The sequence below is a fragment of the Betaproteobacteria bacterium genome (assembly GCA_016713305.1).
GTDB lineage: Bacteria > Pseudomonadota > Gammaproteobacteria > Burkholderiales.
On record JADJPK010000004.1, the window covers coordinates 749806 to 769373 of the forward strand.

Consider the following 19568-nt stretch of genomic DNA (forward strand, 5'->3'; position numbering starts at 1 on the left):
CGTGACACGCAAACCGTGGGGACTCTGGATCGCAGCGGCGCTGACCTACGCGTTCCTCTACATTCCGCTCCTGATCGTCATCGTCTATTCCTTCAACGATTCCCGGCTGAATGCGGAGTGGGTCGGATTCACGTGGCACTGGTACGACGTGCTGTTTCACGACGAGCAGATGCTCACGGCAGCCGGCAACTCCCTCATCATCGGGCTGGTGTCGAGCGCCGTATCGACGGTTCTGGGCACCCTGGCGGGTTACGCCATGTATCGCTACCGGCTGCGGCTGCTGCCCGTTCTGGTCGTCACTCCCATTGCCATCCCCGAGATCCTCATGGGCGTGAGCCTGCTGATCTTCTTCGTGATGCTGAACGTCACCCTGGGACTGGTGTCGATCATCCTGTCCCACATCGCGTTCTGCGTCGGGTTCGTCGCGATCGTCGTGCGTTCGCGCCTGGCAGGCATGGACGAAAGCCTGACGGAGGCTGCCCGGGATCTGGGCGCCACGCCGTTGCAGGCGTTCCGCCTGGTGACTCTGCCGCTGATCATGCCGGGCATCATCGCCGGTGCATTGATGGCCTTCACGCTGTCGATCGACGATTTCGTGATCACGTTCTTCACGGCCGGCGTGGACGCCACGACGCTGCCGCTGCAGATCTACTCGATGATCAAGATCGCTGTCACTCCGGAGGTGAACGCAGTGTCCACGTTGCTGATGCTGGTGACGTTGATACTGATCGTCATCGCAAGCCGCCTGTCGCCCGGCGCATTGCGAGGAGAATGAGAATGGGCGTCCGTGGACCTACAACCTCCCGAGGGAACCCGTGATGAAAAAGCTGATCGCGTTGCTGGGCACGCTCGCCGGACTGGCGGCAGGCGCGGGTGTGGCCGCCGCCGAGGACGTGCTGCATCTGTACAACTGGAACAACTACATGTCCGAGGAGACCGTGAAACGGTTCGAGGGCGTGTGCAAGTGCAAGGTCAAGCAGACCTACTATTCCGACAACGACGAGCTGATCGCCAAGCTCCAGGCGGGCGGCAAGGGATACGACGTCATGGTGCCCACCATGAATGCCGTCGAGGCACTGATCAAGATGCAGGCGCTGCAGCCGCTCGATCACTCGAAGCTGCCCAACCTCAAGAACGTCATGCCCCAGTATCTCGACACCGCGTTCGATCCGGGCAACAAGTTCTCCGTGCCGTACGCCATGTCGATCACCCTCATGGGCTACAACGACGCCAGGATCAGGGAAGCAGGCGTTCCGGTCGATTCCTGGGCCACCATCTTCGACCCGGCGATTCTCGCGAAGATCAGGGCAAGGTGACCGTCCTCGACAGCCAGCGGGAACTCTTCGGCGCCGCGCTGAAGTACCTGGGCTATTCGGTGAACGACACCGACGAGAAGCATCTGCAGGAAGCGAAGGCCGTCATCCTGAAGGCGAAGCCGTACTGGGCCGCCTTCAATGCATCGAGCTACATCAAGGAACTCACCCTGGGCAACATCTGGATTGCCCATGGCTACTCGAACGATATGTTCCAGGCCGATCTGGATGCCCAGGCGGCCAAACGCAAGTTCCGGATCGTCCACGCACTGCCGAAGGAAGGGGCGGTGCTCGCGCTGGATTCCATGGTCATCCACAAGAGCGCGACGAGGCCGGATCTCGCGCACATGTTCATCAACTTCATGCTGGAAGGACGCAATTCCGCCGACCTCACCAACATGATCGGTTCCGGCAATCCGAATCAGGATGCCCAGCAGTTCATCAAGCCTCAGATCAAGCAGAACAAGGCCGTCTTTCCCGATCCTGCGGGCGCCAAGACACTGGAGATGCTGAAGGACCTGGGAGCGAAACAACGCCGTGGTCTCAACAAGCTCTGGACCGAAGTGAAGGTCAAGTAGTCCTGAACGGCGCACCGAACGGCGACGGGCCCTCAGGGGCCCGTCGCCGCTTTCGGACACTATCCTGTGTAAGCCGCCAGGAACGCCTCGACGAACTCCGGTACCCGGCCCGGTGCCAGATGATCGATGCCTGCCGCTGCCTCCCGACCACCCCCGCCTTCGAAGCGGCGGGCCAGTTCGTCAGCGCCGGACGGACGATTTGCGGGCGCCCGGATACTGACGGTGACCCTGCCGTGCGAGGGGGTCAAGATGGCATGCGCCCGGTCCGGATTCGACCGGGTCACGTGGTTCGCAAACGTGCCGGTGACCCTGCGGCTCCAGGCGTCGTCAGGGAGTTCGAAGACCGCCGCCGCTATGCCTTCCATCATCGGCCGCACGGCGAGGGCTCTGTCCAGATCTGCCGTCATCGCCTCTTCCAGCGCCGGAAACGCATCGTCCTCCAACGCGAAGACTTCCGGATCCGCGTAACGCGCCAGCCGCTCGTACAGGGCGTGCGGAGGAAAGAGCAGGTCCGATTCCGTGTCGCCGTAGGCGTTGTAGTTGAGACAACGGCCGAGCCTTTGCAGCAGGGCGGTCCTCTTGCCGGTGTATCCACAGGCGCTCGCGAGCACCTGCGCCGGCGTTCCCAGGTTGTCCCCGAAGGCTCCCACGATGGCCCATGCGCGGGCCCGGCCGTCCAGATGGCGATCGACCAGAAGACTGGTGCATACCGAGGGATCCGTATCGATGTGCGCCTGAAGCCGCTCGTGCCGCGGCACTTCCCCGGGATGATGGTGATCGAACCAGGTCACCGTCGCCCCGGACGCAAGAGCACGCTGCAAGCCTCCGGCATTGCGGGCCATGGAGATATCCAGCACGGTCAGAACGTCGGCGGGGCCAGCCTCGACGCGGTCGAGCAGGCGGATGTCGCGTTTCGGTCCCGTGACCAGAATGCTGTCCCGCGGACCGACCAGCCGCAGTTGACGAAGCGCGCAAAGACCATCCGCGTCGCCATTGAAGATGTCATAGAATTTCATGATCGTACCGGGGCGTTCTCCAGACTCGGCGCGACTCTCCGCTCCTTGTCGGCCACGTCATGTCGACCGTCCTGCATTCGGCCTCGCGCCGGTCCGCGTTGATCGCTGCTGCGACGGTAGGTTACGTCGTTGTGGTGATCATCGCCAGCGCCTATCCCCTGTCCGGCTGGCGTCTGCCCGATCGGCAGCTCCTCTGGCTGCAACTGGGAGAGTGGCCGCGGTACTACACCTACTCCGACGTCATCGCCAACGTGCTGGCCTACGTGCCGGTGGGGGGGCTCCTCACTTGGTGGCTGCGCCACCGCTTGGGTCCGGTGCGCGCGGCGGGACTGGCGATGGTCATGGCGGGCGCGCTGTCCTTCGCTCTCGAGGTCTTTCAGGGCACGCTCCCGTCTCGCGTGACGTCGGGGCTGGATGTTTTCTGCAACACGGTGGGAGGCATCGTGGGGGCCTGGCTGGGCCTGGCATGGAACGTCCCCGGCACGAGACATTCCGCGCTCGGCCGGTGGCGCGAGAACGAGGTTGCGGAGGGGATCGCCGGAGATGCCGCCCTCGTCCTGCTTGCCTATTGGCTCTTCCTGCAGTTCAGACCGGACGTCTGGCTGTTCGCGCTCGGCGATTTCCGCCGCATCCTTTCGATGCCCGCCGGCGAATATTCGGTGCTGAACCACGTCCTGCTCGAAGCGGCCGCCACTTGCGTGGGTTTGGCCGCCGTTGCCGGATTCTGCGCCTGCTTCGCGCGAAAACGTCCATGGAGATGGTTCATCGCACTGTCCGTGACGGGCATTCTGGTCCATAGCAGCGCGACCTGGCTGTATTTCGAACAACGCGATCCTGTCCTCTGGTTCACGCCGGGCAATGCGGCCGGCCTGATCGCCGGTGTCGGTCTCGGATCCGTCGTCTGCAGGCTGCCATTCCGGTCGGTTCTTTCCGTCACCTTCACGGCCATCGTCGTCGCAGCGGCACTCGTGAGTGCGGCGCCCGCGAATCCCTATGGCCCCTCCGGCTATGGCCCGCCAAGCCGTCCGGGCCATCTGCGAAACATCGCGGGCACGACCGAAGTCCTGGGGGCACTGTGGCCACTGCTTGCCATCGGAGCGCTCGCCGCACGGGGACGCAGCGTTCGCTGACGGGGGCCACGGAGTATCACGCGCCCATGACGGGGCGGGTCCCAGTCCTTAGAATCGAACCTTTGCGACGCGCAAGGCCCCGCGATGAGCTACTACGAACACCACGTTTTCTTCTGTTGCAACCAGCGGGATGATCCCAACCGCGCCTGCTGCGCCAACCAGGGTGCGTCCGACATGCGCGACTATGCCAAGGCCAGGATCAAGTCCCTGGGACTGGCAGGCCGGGGCAAGGTGCGGATCAACATGGCGGGCTGCCTGGACCGCTGCGAGGAGGGTCCCGTCGTCGTCGTCTACCCCGAGGAAGTCTGGTACACGTACGTCGACCGGAGCGACATCGACGAGATCATCGAGGAGCATCTGCAGCACGGGCGCGTCGTCGAGCGTCTTAAGATCTGATGCTTGCCGGCACGCGGCGGCAGCTCATCCCGGGACCGGCCGGGACGCTCGAGGCGGCCATCACCCTGCCCGCTGCGGATCCGTCGGGGATGGTCCTCATTGCGCACCCCCACCCGTTGTACGGCGGAACCATGGAGAACAAGGTGGTCCAGACGATCGCCCGCACGTTCGTCTCGCTGGGATTCGTGGCCTTCCGGGTCAATTTCCGGGGTGTGGGCGAGAGCGAGGGCGTGTTCGACGACGGGCGCGGAGAACTGGACGACTTCCGTGCCCTGGCAGCGTTCGCGCAAGGCCTCCACCCGGGGCTGCCGCTGTCCCTGGCAGGTTTCTCCTTCGGGGGTTACGTCGTCTCCCATCTGGCACGCGAGCTCTCGCCTCGCCATCTGGTACTTGCCGCCCCTGCCGTGGGCCGGTTCCCGGTGAGCGACGTGCCAGAACACACGCTGGTCGTGCACGGAGAGGAAGACGACGTCGTTTCCCTGCAGGACGTTCTGGCATGGGCCCGGCCGCAGAAGCTTCCCGTGGTGGTGATCCCGGGTGCAGGCCATTTCTTTCACGGCGATCTCCTGAAGCTCCAGCGCATCATCCGCAGCTGCAGGTCCGAGGCCGATTGACGGGGCCTGCCAACGCACGCTACTCATCGACATGTCCATGCTTCTGGTCAAATCCTTCCATATCGTCTTCGTGACGTCCTGGTTCGCCGGCCTCTTCTATCTGCCGAGGATCTTCGTCAACCTGGCTCTGGAGCAGGACCAGGCCGCGCGAGCCAGACTGCTCGTCATGTCCCGCAAGCTGTACCGGTTCATGACGATCCTCGCCATCCCTGCACTCGCGCTCGGCCTGTGGCTTTGGCTGGGCTTCGGAATCGGGGGGGGCTGGATGCACGCCAAGCTGCTGCTGGTGGCCGTCCTGCTGGGATACCACCACGGATGCGGTCGATTGCTGAAGCGGTTCGAGGCAGGCACCGACACACGCTCCCACGTCTGGTATCGCTGGTTCAACGAGTTGCCGGTGCTGCTGCTGCTGGCTGTCGTCCTGCTGGTCGTCACGAAGCCATTCTGAGCGGGGCGGAGATGTCCGCAAGGATCGAGACCGACGAGAAGGCCCTGGCCGAGGGGACGAAGGGTCGCATCGTGCGTCTGCAACGCCGGGTTCCGCGCCCATGAGCATGCATTCCGCCGGGGCGCCCTGCCCGCGTCCTGGAACTCGCTCGCTGCATCGCCGGCCATGCTGGCGAAGCCTCGTGGCGGAAACCTGCCTCGCGCTGGCCTTCCTGTGTCCGGCGGGCGCACCTGCCGCAGAAGCCGCCGGCGCGCGGGTCCTGCTGCAGACCTCCCTCGTGGCCGGTCTCGCGCATCATGACGCCAAGGACGTCTGGGAAGCACTGCGCGTGGGCGATATGTTGAATCTGGTGCGGCAGGACGCGAACGTTCACGACATGAACGCCGTGGTCGTCACCTGGAACGGCAGGATGCTGGGTTATTTGCCGAAAAGCGACAATGCGGACGTCGCCCGCATGATCGATCGCGGCCAGCCTTTGCAGGCCCGCATCCGTTCCATCGCGAAATATCGCAACCACCGCCGCAAACTCGAGATCGACGTCTTCATGGCCTGGTAGGCCACCTCGCTCAAGTCGGGGCGTTCGCGGACGTTAAGCCTGTGGCGTGTGTCCTTTGTCCGGTAAGGATGCATCCAGATTCAACGCGGAGCCTCCCATGCCGTTCAGAAACCTCACCATCCGCAGCAAGCTGCTCATCCTCCTGGTCATTGGCGCGATCGGAGTGGCCGCCATCGCCGCGATCTCGCTGTTCGAGCAGCGGCGCACACTGATCGAGGACCGCAAGGTCAAGACGCAGCACATCGTGGAATCCGCCTACGGAGTGCTCGCACACTTCGACAGGCTGGCGCAGTCGGGAAAGATGCCTCCGGACGAAGCCAGGAAGGCCGCGGCCGACACGCTGCGTGCACTGCGCTACGGCGGGAAGGAGTACTACTGGATCCACGATCTCGACCACCGCGTGATCATGCATCCCACCAAGCCTGAGTTCGAGGGGCAGATCAAGTCCGATCTGCAGGATCCGCATGGCAAGTACGTGTATCGCGAGATGGTCAATCTGGTGAAGCGCGACGGAGAGGGATTCGTTGGTTACAGCTGGCCGAAGCCCGGCAGCACCGATCCAGTGGAGAAGATCTCGTACGTGAAGCTGTACCAGCCGTGGGGCTGGATCGTGGGTTCCGGCATCTATCTGGACGACGTCAACGCCATCTTTCTCGCGACAGCGCTGCGCATGGCCATCGCGCTGGGAATCGCCTCGGTCGTGATCGGGGGCGTCATGCTGTCCCTCATGCGCGGGATCGCCCGCCCCATCGAAGCGCTGCGTACCTTCGGCCGCACGATGCACGAAGTGGGTTCCGACGGCGATCTGTCGCGGCGCATTCCGGTCGAGGGGGGCGACGAGATCGCGGACGTCATGCACGAGTTCAACCGGCTGATGGACAGCTTCCAGAGCAGCATGAGGGGCGTGTTTTCCAGCCTCGATCACGTGACCTCGGCCAGTGCGACGCTGCTCCACAAGTGCAGCGCCATGAACGACGCCTCGGCCATACAGAGCCGCGATGCGGCCTCGACTGCGGCTTCCGTGGAACAGATGACCGCGAACATCAACTGCATCGCCGAGAGCACCCGCGAGGCGGAGGACGTCCTGGGGCAGGCCCGAGCGTGCGCGGCGGATGGAGAGAGGAACATTCATGCAGTGACCGGCGAAATCCAGCGCCTGGCCAGCAACGTCCAGGAATCCGCGGATACGATCCAGACACTCGGCAGCCGTTCCCAGGAGATCACCGGCATCGTGCGGGTGATCAAGGACATCGCGGACCAGACCAATCTGCTGGCCCTCAATGCCGCCATCGAAGCGGCACGCGCAGGCGAGCAAGGCCGCGGTTTTGCCGTGGTGGCAGACGAGGTGCGCAAGCTCGCCGAACGTGCGGCAACGGCCACCACCGAAATCAGCACGGTCATCAGCGCCATCCAGACGGACACCACGCGGGCCGTCGAGGCGATGCGCGCGGGAAGCGCCACGGCGCAGGATGGCGTCACGCAGGTCGAGGCCGCCGCCGCTTCCATGACCCGTATCGTCGAGAGCACGCAGAAGATCCTCTCCCTCACGAGCGAGATCGCCGGTGCGATCCGTCAGCAGACGGATGCGGGCCGCGAAATGGCACGTTACTCCGAGGATATCGCCGCCCGCGCAGCCACGAACAACGGTGTAAGTCACGAGGCGTTGCAGGAAGCCAATGCGCTGGCTTCGAGCGCCCGCGTGCTGGCTTCCTCGGTGGGCCATTTCAAGGTCGCGTGACGCCGCGGCCTGCGTCTGCCGCGCGCGACGCGGATCAATCGCCATCCGCTCGTGTGAGCGCCGGCGGGCGATAATGGCGGCATGCCGCTACGCCAAAGAAATCACGATACCCGACCGGGTCCCCGCGAGGACCGCTTCTTCTGCCCCTGCCCCCGCGGTCTCGAGGGAGCGCTGGCTGCCGAACTGATCGACCTGGGAATCGCCAGCCCCGAAGTGGTTCCGGGCGGGGTCGCGTTTGCCGGCCGATGGACCGATTGCTACCGCGTCAACCTCTGGAGTCGCATCGCCAGCCGGGTGCTGTGGCGGGTTGGAGGGGCACGATATCGCGATGAGGACGATGTCTACCGTGCGGCCTCGGCACTGGGCTGGCCGGACTGGTTTCAGGTGGGGCAGACGATCCGGGTGAACGTCGCGGCCGTGGCGAGCCCCCTGCGCAGCATCGAGTTCATCACGCTGCGAATCAAGGATGCCGTGTGCGACAGGTTCCGGGCTCATTGCGGGTCGCGTCCCAGCGTGGATACGGCAAGCCCCGACGTACGGATCCACGTGTTCCTGACCGACCGCGAGGCGACGTTCTATCTGGATACCTCCGGCGAAGCGCTGTTCAAGCGCGGATCGCGCAGGGAAGTGACGGAAGCGCCGTTGCGAGAGAACCTGGCCGCCGGGATCCTCCGGTTGACCGGTTGGCACCCCGGCGAACCGCTCCTGGACCCCATGTGTGGAGGCGGAACCTTCCTGGCGGAGGCCGCCCAGATCGCACTGGGCCTCGCGCCCGGGGCGGGACGGCGATTCGGGTTCGAACAACTGTCGGTCTTCGAACCGGAACCATGGAAGCAGGCGCGGGCTGACGCGATGTCCCGGGCGGCAAACGTGTTCCGGCCGCAGATCTTCGGATCGGACATCGATCCGGCGGCGATCGAAGCCGCCCGGACGAACCTGCGCGCAGCGGGCGTTCTGGACTTCGTCACGCTGGAATGCGCAGACGCCACATTGCGTGAAGCCCCTGCGCCGTCAGGCGTGCTGGTGGCCAATCCGCCCTACGGCGTGCGTATCGGCGATCGCCAGAACCTGCAGGCGCTCTATCCCAAGCTGGGTGACGCCCTCAAGCAGCGCTTCGCAGGCTGGCGCGCCTACATCTTCAGCGCCGACCTGGAACTGCCGCGTCACATCCGTCTGAAGGCCTCGAAACGCACCCCTCTTTTCAACGGTCCGCTCGAGTGCCGTCTGTTCGAATACCGCATGGTGAGCGGCGCCCTTCGGAGGGAAACCAGACCCGGTCCGGATGCAGAGCCACCCCCAGGGCAGGCTGATTGACACGCTGCTGCAGATTGCCGATCGAGTCCTGGGCAGCCTTGCTGGCGCGACGCGAGCGATGAGGGCACGCCGCCCGGGTTCGGCGATGGCGAGCGCCGGCGGGCGATGGTCCCGGGCTCTCGAGGCGGCACCCGGGAGAATTGCGTCCCGAGGAGACCGGCGGTCAGACGATGTTGAGGTGGTCCAGGCCGGACATGATGTCCTTCTCCTTGGACTCGTGCCCCTGCAGCTTGATGGCCAGGCGGAGTTCGTTCATGGAATCGGCATTGCGCAGCGCATCCTCGTAGCTGATGGCGCCGGCTTCGTACAGATCGAACAGGGCCTGGTCGAACGTCTGCATGCCCAGCTCGCGCGACTTCTTCATGATCTCCTTGATCTCGTGAACGTCGCCCTTGAAGATGAGATCCGAAATGAGCGGCGAGTTCAGCAGGATCTCGATGGCGGCCGCCCGGCCCTTGCCGTCGCGCTTGGGGATGAGCCGCTGCGAGACCATACCCTTGAGATTGAGAGAAAGATCCATCAGCAGCTGAGCCCGGCGCTCTTCCGGGAAGAAGTTGATGATGCGGTCCAGCGCCTGGTTGGAACTGTTGGCGTGCAGGGTTCCCATGCACAGGTGGCCGGTCTCGGCGAAGGCGATCGCATGTTCCATCGTTTCGCGCTCCCGGATCTCGCCGATGAGGATGACGTCAGGCGCCTGACGCAGCGTGTTCTTGAGCGCGGCTTCCCACGATTCGGTGTCCACACCGACCTCCCGCTGGGTGACCAGGCAGTTGCGGTGCTCGTGCACGTACTCGATGGGGTCCTCGATGGTGATGATGTGACCCTGACTGTTCTCGTTGCGGTACCCGATCATCGCGGCAAGTGTCGTCGACTTGCCCGAGCCGGTCGCCCCGACCACGATGACCAGTCCCCGCTTGGTCATCACCACATCCTTCAGGGTGTCGGGCAGGCCGAGTTCCTCGATGCGCGGAATCGACGTGTTGATGGTCCGCAGCACGAGCCCCACGCGCGCCTGCTGGACAAAGGCATTCACGCGGAACCGGCCGATGCCCGGCGGGTTGATCGCGAAGTTGCATTCCTTGGATTTCTCGAACTCCGCGGCTTGGCGATCGTTCATGATCGCCCGGGCGAGTTCCTGGGTGTGCATGGGCGTGAGGCTCTGGCTGGACACGGGCGTCATCTTGCCGTCCAGCTTGAACGCCGGGGGAAAGCCCGCCGTCAGAAACAGGTCGGAGGCTTTCTTCGCGACCATCGCGCGCAGCAGATCGTGGACAAACTTGATGGCCTGATCGCGATCCATTCCCAGCTTTCCTCCAGATTCGTCCCGATTGCCTCGGCGTCCGGTTGATCGTTGCCTGTTCCCGCGCTCAGCCCGGGAACAGGTCCTTGTTCACTGCCTTGCCGCGGGCCTCCGCCGCGGCCACGACACCGCGTTGTACCAGACCCTGAAGATTCTGGTCGAGTGTCTGCATGCCGAACTGCTGGCCGGTCTGGATGGCGGAGTACATCTGGGCCACCTTGTTCTCGCGGATGAGGTTGCGGATGGCGGGAGTGCCGACCATGATCTCATGGGCCGCGACCCGGCCGGTGCCCTCGCGGGTCTTGAGAAGCGTCTGGGAGATGACCGCTCGCAGCGACTCGGACAGCATCGCGCGCACCATCTCCTTCTCCGCCGCGGGAAACACGTCGATCACCCGGTCGATCGTCTTGGCAGCGGAGCTCGTGTGCAGGGTGCCGAACACCAGGTGACCCGTCTCGGCTGCCGTCAGCGCGAGCCGGATGGTTTCGAGATCCCGCATCTCGCCGACCAGGATCACGTCGGGGTCTTCCCGCAGGGCCGAACGCAAGGCGTTGGCAAAGGACAGTGTGTGCGGGCCGACCTCGCGCTGGTTGATGAGGCACTTCTTAGACTCGTGCACGAATTCGATGGGATCCTCGACCGTGAGGATGTGCCCGTACTCGTTCTCGTTGATGTCGTTGACCATGGCCGCCAGCGTGGTCGACTTGCCGGAACCGGTCGGGCCCGTCACCAGCACGACCCCACGGGGATACTTGGCGATTTCCTTGAAGATGTTCGGCGCCTTCAGATCCTCGAGGGAAAGCACCTTCGAAGGAATGGTCCGCATGACGGCGCCCGCGCCGCGCTGCTGCACGAATGCATTGACCCGGAAGCGCGCGAGATTCGGGATGGCGAACGAGAAGTCGCACTCGAGGGTCTCCTCGTACGTCTTGCGCTGCGCGTCGTTCATGATGTCGTAGACCATGGCGTGCACGTCCTTGTGCTCCATGGGCGGCAGATTGATACGCCGCACGTCACCGTGCACCCGGATCATCGGGGGGGGAGGCCCGCCGAGAGGTGCAGGTCGGACGCCTTGTTCTTGACGACGAAGGCAAGCAGCTCGGAGATGTCCATCTATAATCCTCGTGCGATCGGGAAGCGTAGCGCCAAGAGGAACGGAGAAGCGAGTTACATGCCAAATCTCGCAGACGACATGCGAGAGTCATCGGGGATTATCGAGGGACTGCCCGCACGGCTGCAAGCCGTGCAGGATCGGATCCGCGCCGCAGCCCGGTCGGCCGGCCGCGACCCGCGCGACGTTCAGTTGATCGCCGTGTCGAAGACCTTCGATGCCGAAGTCATCCGCGCCGCCCATGCTGCCGATCAGAGGCACTTCGGGGAGAGCTATCTCCAGGAGGCGCTCGCGAAGATGGATGCGCTGGCAGACCTTGATATCGTCTGGCACTTCATCGGCCCCATCCAGAGCAACAAGACCCGTCCCATTGCCGAACGATTCGACTGGGTGCACTCGGTGGAGCGGGAGAGGATTGCCGAGCGTCTTTCGGCGCAACGGCCCGCCGGACTGGCTCCTCTCCAGGTCTGCATCCAGGTCAACGTGAGCGGCGAATCGTCCAAGAGCGGCGTGCCGCCGCAGGATGCTCCCGAGCTCGCCCGCGTCATCCGTGCGCTTGCAGGTCTGGAATTGCGCGGGCTCATGGCAATTCCGGAACCCACGGATGATCCTTCATTGCAACGTCGGCGGTTCGCATCGCTGCGCGCGCTGCAAGATTCACTATCCACGCCGGATCACCCCCTGGACACGCTCTCCATGGGCATGTCGGACGATCTCGAGAGCGCCGTCGCGGAGGGCGCCACCCTCGTGCGAATCGGCAGGGCGATCTTTGGCGAGCGGGTCAGGCCGGCGCAGACCTGAAAGACGCGAAAGGCACCGGGCTGCCGCTCGCCGAGCCAACCCCCTTATACTGTCGGCGGCCGCCGAACGGGCGGCAAATCCTTGAACCTACGGGAGGAGAAACCGTGAAATCACTGAAGTTCGCTGCCGCGGCATTGGGCCTCGTTTCCAGCGTCGCCATGGCAGATGATGGCTGGTCCACACTCAACACCTATGAATCGATCGCCGTCAACGCCTCGCCCGAGCAGGCCTTTTCGGTCGTCTCGAAGTGGGATGCCCTCGAGAGCTGGTGCCCCGCGTTCGTCAAGACGGAGATCGTGAGCGGCGGAAACGATGTCGGCAGCGTCCGCGCGATCACCCTCAAGGACGGCCCCACCTTCACCGAGGAACTGCTTGCCCTCGACCAGAGCGGCTTGAGCTACAAGTACAAGATCATCGACTCGCCCCTGCCCATCGTCGAATACGTCTCCACGGTGAGGGTGGTTTCGGCAGGCGGTCAGACGAGCATCGTGTGGCTTGCCACCTACAAGCGCCGGGCGAAGGACAATCCCACGGCGGAACAGAACGATGCGGCGATGATGAATCTCGTGGGCGGGCTCTACAAGGCGTGCCTCGGGAACGCGAAGAAGGTCGCCGAAGCGCATTGACCGGGTCGGCGGAGAATGTCGCAGGATTCACGCAACGGGGGGCTCAGCCTCCCGTTGTTTTTTCCGATAACGCCAATTACAGGATGATCGAGGCAATGGGTTCCAGTATCGGGTTCTTGGGTGGGGGCAACATGGCATCCGCGATGATCGGCGGATTGCTGGGCTGCGGCTGGCAGTCTGCGGACCTCATGGCCACCGACGTCGATCCTGCGGCCAGGGGCCGGTTGTCCGATACGTATTCCGTCCGAACCAGCCCGGACGCCGCCGAAACCGTCCGTGCGTCCCGTTGCGTCGTGCTCGCCGTCAAGCCGCAGCAGCTTCGGGATCTGTGCGCCGGTATCGCCGGCTCTCTGGAGGACCGGTTGGTCGTGAGCATCGCTGCAGGAATCCGTACGCCCGATCTTTCGCGCTGGCTGGGGGGACACCGACGCATCGTCCGGGTGATGCCCAACACCCCGGCGCTTCTCCGTGCCGGCATATCCGCCGCCTACGCTCTTCCCGAGGTTCCCCCTTCCGACCGCCAATCTGCCGACGCCCTGTTGCAGGCCATCGGCAAGGTCATGTGGGTCGAAGACGAGACGCTCATGGACGGTGTGACTGCCGTGTCGGGGAGCGGACCCGCCTACGCGTTCTACCTTATCGAAGCGATGCAGGAAGCGGCCCGCCGGCTCGGGTTCACGGACGAGCAGGGACGTCTGCTCAGCGTCGAGACCGTACTGGGAGCGGCGAAGCTGGCCGAGGCAAGCCAGGACCCTGCGGCGGTACTTCGGGCGCGAGTCACTTCCAAGGCCGGCACCACGGAAAGGGCCCTGTCGGTCATGGAGGCCCATGACACCAAGGCCCATCTGGTGGAGGCAATTCTCGCCGCAGCGGAGCGGTCACGGGAACTCGGCGATGCCCTGGGACGCGACTGAACCATGATCGTTCAGGCTCTGATCTTCCTGGTCGACACGATTCTCGGTCTTTACGCCGCAGCGCTGCTCATCCGCTTCTATCTCCAGGTGGCTCGCGCGCCTGCCCGGAACCAGATCTCGCAGTTCGTCGGCGCACTGACGGATCCGGTCGTCCGCCCGGCGCGGCGCCTCGTTCCCGGCTGGGGGGGTCTGGATCTCGCGACCCTGGTGCTCGCCTGGCTCACCGAATTCATCCTGCTGACCGTTGTCCGCCTGATCGAGTCTCTGATCCTTCCCGAACTGCCGGTCCCATTGCTGGGCTTCGCTGTCCTCGCGGCGGTCAACATCGTGCGGCTGAGCATCTACATTCTGATGGGTGCGCTCATCCTGCAGGCGGTGCTGTCCTGGGTGGCCCCGTACAGCCCGGTGGCTCCGATCGTGAACGGAATCACGCGGCCGTTCGTACGGCCGATCCAGAAACGCATGCCGCTGATCGGCAACGTGGACTTGTCGCCGCTCGTGCTCATCATCGTCCTCCAGCTGGTGTTGATGGTCCCGGTGAACTGGCTGACGGCGGCGGTGCGCGCCGCCTTCGGCGCCTGAGCATGACAGATCGGCCGCAGGGTTCCATGCCCGCGATTCCGCCTTGGCTTCATGGGGACTCGCGCAGCGGTCCGATCACGCTGGACGTGCACGTCCAGCCCGGTGCATCCCGGACGGAAGTGTGCGGGGAACATGGCGGCCGGCTGAAGATCCGCCTCGCGGCGCGGCCGGTGGACGGAGAAGCGAACCGTGCCCTGGTGGAGTTTCTCGCAGACCGGCTGGCGGTCCCGCAACGGAACATCCAGCTCGTTCGCGGACAGTCCAGCCGCGCAAAATGCCTCCAGATCGCCGGCGCCGCCCCGGACCGGATCGCAACCTTGATGACACCATGACTGCAGTCGTCAACCAGCTCGAGAATCTCGTCACCCGCTATCGCGAATGGCGGGAGGAATTGCGTTCGGGCATCGAGGCCTACCACGTGTGGCTCGACAGCCACGGACACGTGGACATCCAGCGATCGCTGCGCCTGTACGATCTTGCCGAGAGTCTGCGCAACGACCGGATGGTGCTCGCCTTCCTTGCCGAGTACTCGCGGGGAAAGTCCGAGCTCATCAACGCCATGTTCTTCTCCAGCTTCAAGCAGCGGCTGCTGCCCTCCAGCGTGGGGCGGACGACGATGTGCCCGACCGAGCTCTACCACGATGCGGCCGAGGAACCCTATATCCGCCTGCTGCCGATCGAGACGCGCGCACGCAACGAAAGCATCATCTCCCTCAAGCACCGGCCGGTCGAGTGGGTGAAGATCCGCCTCGACCTGCAGGACCGTGAAGGCATGGTCAAGGCCTTCGGCATGCTGGCGCAGACAAAGAGCTTTTCGCTGGAGGAAGCGAACAACCTCGGTCTGCTTTCGGATGGCGACCTGTATACGACCACGGTGATCAAGAAGCGGATGTCCCGGGTGGACATTCCCGCATGGCGCCACGCCCTGGTGAACTTTCCCCACCCGCTGCTGCAGAGCGGACTGGTCATTCTCGATACCCCTGGATTGAACGCGCTGGGGACCGAACCGGAACTCACCGTGAGCATGATCCCCAATTGCCACGCCGTGCTATTTCTCCTGGCGACCGAAACGGGTGTCACCAAGAGCGACCTGGACGTGTGGCAACGCTACGTGCAGGGGCGGGTGCCGCGCTCTCTGGTGGTGCTGAACAAGATCGACCTGCTGTGGGACGATCTGAAGACCGAAGCCGAGATCGAAGCCGATCTGCAGCGGCAGATCCAGGAGACGGCGCGAGTGCTGAACGTCCCCCTGGCCCACGTCTTCGCGCTGTCGGCCCAGAAGGGACTCGTGGCAAGGGTGAAGGAAGATCCTGTTCTGCTGGAGCGCAGCCGGATCCGCGAACTGGAACGGATCCTGGCGGAGGAGATCGTGCCCGCGAAACAGGAGATCCTGCGTTCCGCCGTGCAACGCGAAATCGGTTCCCTCGTCGACGGTTCACTCGAGGGCGTGCGGGCAGCGCTCGGCTCCACGGTGACGGAACTGAAGGAACTGGAGCAGCTCTCGGGAAAGAACCGGGAACTGGCTCGCGTGATGCTGACCCGTCTGGAAGGCGAAAAGCAGGCGTACCAGGAAAACGTCGACGCATTCAAGAACAACTACGGCGCGGTGCTCCGGCAAGGTCATCAGCTCCTGGGGACCCTGGCCGACGACGAGCTCGATCGCGTCTTTTCGGAGAACCACCGGACGATCGAGGGTAGCTGGACGACCGCCGGACTGATGCGCAGCATGCGGGCGCTTTTCGACCAGTTCGGCGGCTACTCCAACAGCATGCTGGATTTCGCCAACGCGACGACGGACTTCGTGGACAACGTGTATCGTGAATTCCACGAGAAGCACGGCTTTCCGAAGCTCGACCCGCCCCAGCTCAACCTGCAGAAGCACGTCGTCCGGATGGGCCAGCTCAAGCAGGCCACGGAACACTTCTGCTCCGATCCGGTGAACGTGGCGTTCCCCAAGTTCCTGGTGATCCGCAATTTCTACGAGCAGGTGGTGACGGAGGCTCGCGGGGTCTTTCGTCAGGTGCGTGCCGATTTCGAAAGCTGGCTGGGTAATTCGCTCGTTCCGCTGTCCACCCAGCTCAAGGAACATCAGAAGCTGCTCGAACGGCGTGTGGAGAACATCCGCAAGGTGAGCGGCGATCTGTCTTCCATCAAGGAACGCTGCGAAGTGCTGGAAGTGCAGCGCCGGGACCTGCAAGGGCAGGTGACCGAGCTCGCCAAGATACGGGCGGTCCTGCGCGGAATTCCGGAGACGGACATGGGGCTGCGCAATCCGCATGCCGCCTGAGGACCAGTCCATGGGGCGTGGGCACGATCGCTGTCCTCGCTGCGGCGCCGATTTCCACTGCGGCATGGCAGACGCTGCCCCCTGCGCCTGCACGGCCGTGACACTTGCCGGCGATGTGCTGGCCGCTCTGCAAGAACGTTATGCGGGGTGTCTTTGCGTGAACTGCCTCTCGCAGATCGCCGCGGACCCGGCCGCGTTTCTCGCGGCGAGTCGATGACCGGACGAAAGAGCCGGGTCTACACGAGAACGACGTCGAACTGCTCCTGCGAGTAGAGCGACTCCACCTGCAGCCGGATCGGCTTGCCGATGAATTCCTCCAGCAGTGCAAGACTCTGCGATTCCTCGTCGAGGAACATGTCGATCACGCGCTGGGACGCCAGGATGCGGAATTCCCTCGCGTCGTATTGGCGGGCCTCCCGCAGCAGTTCCCGCTGGATCTCGTAGCACACCGTCTGCGGCGTCTTGAGTTCGCCGCGGCCATGGCAGACGGGGCAGGGTTCGCACAGCACATGGGCGAGGCTTTCTCTCGTCCGCTTGCGCGTCATCTCCACGAGCCCCAGCGCGGTGAACCCGTTGATGGTCATGCGCGTCCGGTCCGGTGCGAGTGCCTTCCTGAACTCGGCGAGCACCGCATCGCGGTGTGTGTCGTTGTCCATGTCGATGAAGTCGACGATGATGATCCCGCCGAGATTGCGCAGCCTCAGCTGCCGTGCGATCACCTGCGCGGCTTCCAGGTTCGTCTTGAAGATCGTGTCATCGAAGCTGCGGCCGTTGACGAATCCGCCCGTGTTGACGTCGATCGTCGTCAGCGCCTCGGTCTGGTCGATGATGAGATACCCGCCCGACTTCAGAGAGACCCTCCGTGCCAGCGCGCGTTCGATCTCTTCCTCGACACCGTAAAGATCGAACAGCGGCCGCTCGCCGGTGTAGTGCTCGATGTGATTCGCGAAGGGCAACACGTAGTCCCGGGCAAAGCCGCGCATGTGCTCGAACGTTTCACGCGAATCGACCAGGACCACCTGTGTATTGTCGGTGGCCAGATCGCGCAATACACGCAGGGCGAGATTGAGGTCCTGGTACAGAAGCGATGGCGCGGGCAGGGTACGATACTTTTCCTGAATGCCTGCCCACAGCCGCCGGAGATAGTCGAGATCGGCCCGCAACTCTTCATCCGTCGCGCTCTCGGCCATGGTGCGGATGATGAACCCGCCCGTCTGCTCCGGCGCGATGAGTTGCTGCAGCTTCTCGCGCAGCTGCACCCGTTCGACCTCGTCCTCGATTCGCTGCGAGATGCCGATGTGCGACTCCTGCGGCAGGAACACGAGGAAGCGTCCGGCGATGCTGATCTGCGTGGACAGGCGCGCGCCCTTGGTGCCGATAGGGTCCTTGATGACCTGCACCAGCAGCCGGTCGCCGTCGTGAAGAATCTTCTCGATCGGGCGGGTGTCGTAGCCGTTGCGGCTTCCCCAGAGATCCCCGACATGGAGGAATGCGGCGCGATCCAGGCCGATCTGCACGAACGCCGACTGCATGCCGGGAAGCACCCGGCTCACCACGCCCGTGTAGATGTTTCCGACCAATCCACGCGAACCCGCGCGCTCCACGTGCAGTTCCTGGGCCGAGCCCTGCTGCATCAGTGCAACGCGCGTCTCCTGTGGCGTGACATTGACGAGGATCTCTTCCTTCACGGGAGCACGATGCCGACGCTCTCGAGCAGACGGGCCGTTTCGTAAGCGGGCAGTCCCATCACTCCCGTGTAGCTTCCACTGATCGACTCGACGAACACGGCAGCCTTGCCCTGGATGCCGTAGGCGCCGGCCTTGTCCATGGGGTCTCCGGTAGTCGCATAGCGCCGGATGGCCTCCTCCTGCAGCGTGCCGAACTTCACGACCGTCGTGCTGAGGCCTGTCTCGAGCCTCGAGTCGAGCTTGACCGCCACCGCCGTGTGGACCTCGTGGGTGCGGCCAGACAACTGCTTCAGCATGGTGATCGCGTCCTCGCGATCCGTCGGCTTGCCCATGATCAGTCCGTCGATGGACACGGTCGTATCTGCAGCAAGTACGGGGGCCGGAGGCAGGCGGCGCTGACTCATGCGGGCCCAGCCGACTTCGGCCTTTTCGCGGGCGAGTCGGACAACGTATTCGGAGGGCGTTTCCCCGGCATGCGGCGTCTCGTCCACGTCGAGTGCCCGGCCGGAGGCATCTCGCAGCAGCAGCATCTCGAAGCGCACCCCTATCTGGGACAGGACCTCGCGGCGTCGCGGGCTGCGGGAAGCGAGATATATATGGCGGAATACCGTGTTCACGCCTGTTCCTGTTGTTGTCCGAAGGGGAGCGGGGAAGGCCGGTCAGTCGCGATGATACGGGTGCCCTTTCAACAAGGACAACGCCCGGTAGAGCTGTTCGGCCAGAAGCACTCTCACCATTCCATGGGGGAGCGTCAATGAAGAAAGAGATAGCGTCACATCGGCGGTGGACTTGATGGCGTGATGCAGGCCATCCGCGCTGCCGATCACCATGCCCACATCACGGCCGCTGTTCATCCAGCGCTCGAGCAGGGCGGCAAGTTCCCGCGTCGTGACCTGCTTTCCCCTCTCGTCCAGCACTACCCTCAGCACACCTTCGGGGAGTGCCGCATCGATCCGGCGCGCCTCCCGCTCAAGCAACCGCTCGACGGCAGCCTCGCCCGATGCGTCCGGTCGAGGTTCCGGCTTGATCGCGACGAGTTCGATGCGCGCTTCCGCGGGCATCCGCTTGGCGTATTCCTCGAAGGCGGTTTCCACCCAGGCCGGTTGTCGGTGACCCACTGCCACGAGGCGGATGCGCATGGGCGGGGCGGTCGGCC

The 19568-nt window shown here is 64.2% G+C and carries 20 protein-coding genes and 2 pseudogenes; 16 read left to right on the forward strand and 6 right to left on the reverse strand.

The window, feature by feature from the left end:
- The first annotated feature begins 1 nt into the window (after position 1).
- Together IPK20_04190 and IPK20_04195 are read left to right on the forward strand one after the other, a co-directional pair.
- Complete coding sequence (locus IPK20_04190; GenBank protein ID MBK8015982.1) at positions 2-775, forward strand: ABC transporter permease; 774 nt, start codon at positions 2-4, stop codon at positions 773-775.
- A 43-nt stretch (positions 776-818) separates the two neighbouring features.
- Positions 819-1891 (forward strand): annotated as a pseudogene (locus IPK20_04195) (spermidine/putrescine ABC transporter substrate-binding protein).
- A 59-nt stretch (positions 1892-1950) separates the two neighbouring features.
- On the opposite strand, the gene IPK20_04200 reads toward IPK20_04195, so the two are convergent.
- Positions 1951-2907 (reverse strand): acetyltransferase, encoded by a 957-nt coding sequence (locus tag IPK20_04200; GenBank protein ID MBK8015983.1) that lies wholly within the window; start codon positions 2905-2907, stop codon positions 1951-1953.
- A 59-nt stretch (positions 2908-2966) separates the two neighbouring features.
- Between IPK20_04200 and IPK20_04205 the strand changes: the two genes are divergently transcribed.
- The 7 genes from IPK20_04205 to IPK20_04235 all read left to right on the forward strand — a co-directional run bounded on the left by IPK20_04205 (position 2967) and on the right by IPK20_04235 (position 9103).
- Complete coding sequence (locus tag IPK20_04205; protein MBK8015984.1) at positions 2967-4037, forward strand: VanZ family protein; 1071 nt, start codon at positions 2967-2969, stop codon at positions 4035-4037.
- Between the two features lie 84 nt (positions 4038-4121).
- A complete protein-coding gene (locus IPK20_04210) occupies positions 4122-4433 on the forward strand; it encodes a (2Fe-2S) ferredoxin domain-containing protein (GenBank protein ID MBK8015985.1) in 312 nt (103 codons plus the stop codon).
- Positions 4433-5047, forward strand: coding sequence for an alpha/beta hydrolase (locus IPK20_04215; GenBank protein ID MBK8015986.1), 615 nt, complete (start codon positions 4433-4435; stop codon positions 5045-5047). The genes IPK20_04210 and IPK20_04215 overlap by 1 nt, the downstream gene beginning before the upstream one ends.
- Positions 5048-5084: 37 nt before the next feature.
- Positions 5085-5495: a CopD family protein gene (locus IPK20_04220; protein MBK8015987.1), complete on the forward strand. Its 411-nt coding sequence runs from the start codon at positions 5085-5087 to the stop codon at positions 5493-5495.
- A 106-nt stretch (positions 5496-5601) separates the two neighbouring features.
- Complete coding sequence (locus tag IPK20_04225) at positions 5602-6051, forward strand: HIRAN domain-containing protein (protein MBK8015988.1); 450 nt, start codon at positions 5602-5604, stop codon at positions 6049-6051.
- A 97-nt stretch (positions 6052-6148) separates the two neighbouring features.
- The gene (locus IPK20_04230) at positions 6149-7789 is read left to right on the forward strand and encodes a methyl-accepting chemotaxis protein (GenBank protein ID MBK8015989.1); all 1641 of its coding nucleotides are present in this window, start codon (positions 6149-6151) and stop codon (positions 7787-7789) included.
- Positions 7790-7870: 81 nt separating this feature from the next.
- The gene (locus IPK20_04235; protein ID MBK8015990.1) at positions 7871-9103 is read left to right on the forward strand and encodes a class I SAM-dependent RNA methyltransferase; all 1233 of its coding nucleotides are present in this window, start codon (positions 7871-7873) and stop codon (positions 9101-9103) included.
- A gap of 163 nt (positions 9104-9266) precedes the next feature.
- Here IPK20_04235 and IPK20_04240 read toward each other — a convergent pair whose 3' ends face one another.
- Positions 9267-10403: a PilT/PilU family type 4a pilus ATPase gene (locus tag IPK20_04240; GenBank protein ID MBK8015991.1), complete on the reverse strand. Its 1137-nt coding sequence runs from the start codon at positions 10401-10403 to the stop codon at positions 9267-9269.
- A gap of 67 nt (positions 10404-10470) precedes the next feature.
- Positions 10471-11516, reverse strand: a pseudogene (locus IPK20_04245) (type IV pilus twitching motility protein PilT).
- Between the two features lie 79 nt (positions 11517-11595).
- On the opposite strand from IPK20_04245, the gene IPK20_04250 reads away from it, so the two are divergent.
- From IPK20_04250 to IPK20_04280, 7 genes are all read left to right on the forward strand, one after another.
- Positions 11596-12315 carry a YggS family pyridoxal phosphate-dependent enzyme gene (locus IPK20_04250; GenBank protein MBK8015992.1) on the forward strand — a complete coding sequence of 240 codons (720 nt, stop codon included), beginning with the start codon at positions 11596-11598 and terminating at the stop codon, positions 12313-12315.
- Positions 12316-12419: 104 nt separating this feature from the next.
- Positions 12420-12941, forward strand: a complete 522-nt coding sequence (locus IPK20_04255; protein MBK8015993.1) for an SRPBCC family protein — start codon at positions 12420-12422, stop codon at positions 12939-12941.
- Between the two features lie 83 nt (positions 12942-13024).
- Positions 13025-13855: a pyrroline-5-carboxylate reductase gene (locus IPK20_04260; GenBank protein MBK8015994.1), complete on the forward strand. Its 831-nt coding sequence runs from the start codon at positions 13025-13027 to the stop codon at positions 13853-13855.
- Between the two features lie 3 nt (positions 13856-13858).
- Positions 13859-14437 (forward strand): YggT family protein, encoded by a 579-nt coding sequence (locus IPK20_04265; protein ID MBK8015995.1) that lies wholly within the window; start codon positions 13859-13861, stop codon positions 14435-14437.
- Between the two features lie 26 nt (positions 14438-14463).
- Complete coding sequence (locus IPK20_04270) at positions 14464-14769, forward strand: DUF167 domain-containing protein (GenBank protein MBK8015996.1); 306 nt, start codon at positions 14464-14466, stop codon at positions 14767-14769.
- Positions 14766-16724 carry a dynamin family protein gene (locus IPK20_04275; protein ID MBK8015997.1) on the forward strand — a complete coding sequence of 653 codons (1959 nt, stop codon included), beginning with the start codon at positions 14766-14768 and terminating at the stop codon, positions 16722-16724. The genes IPK20_04270 and IPK20_04275 overlap by 4 nt, the downstream gene beginning before the upstream one ends.
- A 10-nt stretch (positions 16725-16734) precedes the next feature.
- Positions 16735-16941 carry a cysteine-rich CWC family protein gene (locus IPK20_04280; protein MBK8015998.1) on the forward strand — a complete coding sequence of 69 codons (207 nt, stop codon included), beginning with the start codon at positions 16735-16737 and terminating at the stop codon, positions 16939-16941.
- Between the two features lie 19 nt (positions 16942-16960).
- Here the strand turns inward: IPK20_04280 and rng are convergent, their stop codons facing one another.
- From rng to rlmH, 3 genes are read right to left on the reverse strand one after another with little or no spacing between them, the layout of a single operon-like run.
- Positions 16961-18412: a ribonuclease G gene (gene rng / locus IPK20_04285; GenBank protein MBK8015999.1), complete on the reverse strand. Its 1452-nt coding sequence runs from the start codon at positions 18410-18412 to the stop codon at positions 16961-16963.
- Positions 18409-19029, reverse strand: a complete 621-nt coding sequence (gene maf / locus IPK20_04290; protein MBK8016000.1) for a septum formation inhibitor Maf — start codon at positions 19027-19029, stop codon at positions 18409-18411. Before maf ends, rng begins: the two co-directional genes overlap by 4 nt.
- Before the next feature lie 42 nt (positions 19030-19071).
- On the reverse strand, positions 19072-19551 hold the full coding sequence (rlmH, locus tag IPK20_04295; protein MBK8016001.1) for a 23S rRNA (pseudouridine(1915)-N(3))-methyltransferase RlmH: 480 nt from the start codon (positions 19549-19551) through the stop codon (positions 19072-19074).
- Positions 19552-19568 lie beyond the last annotated feature (17 nt).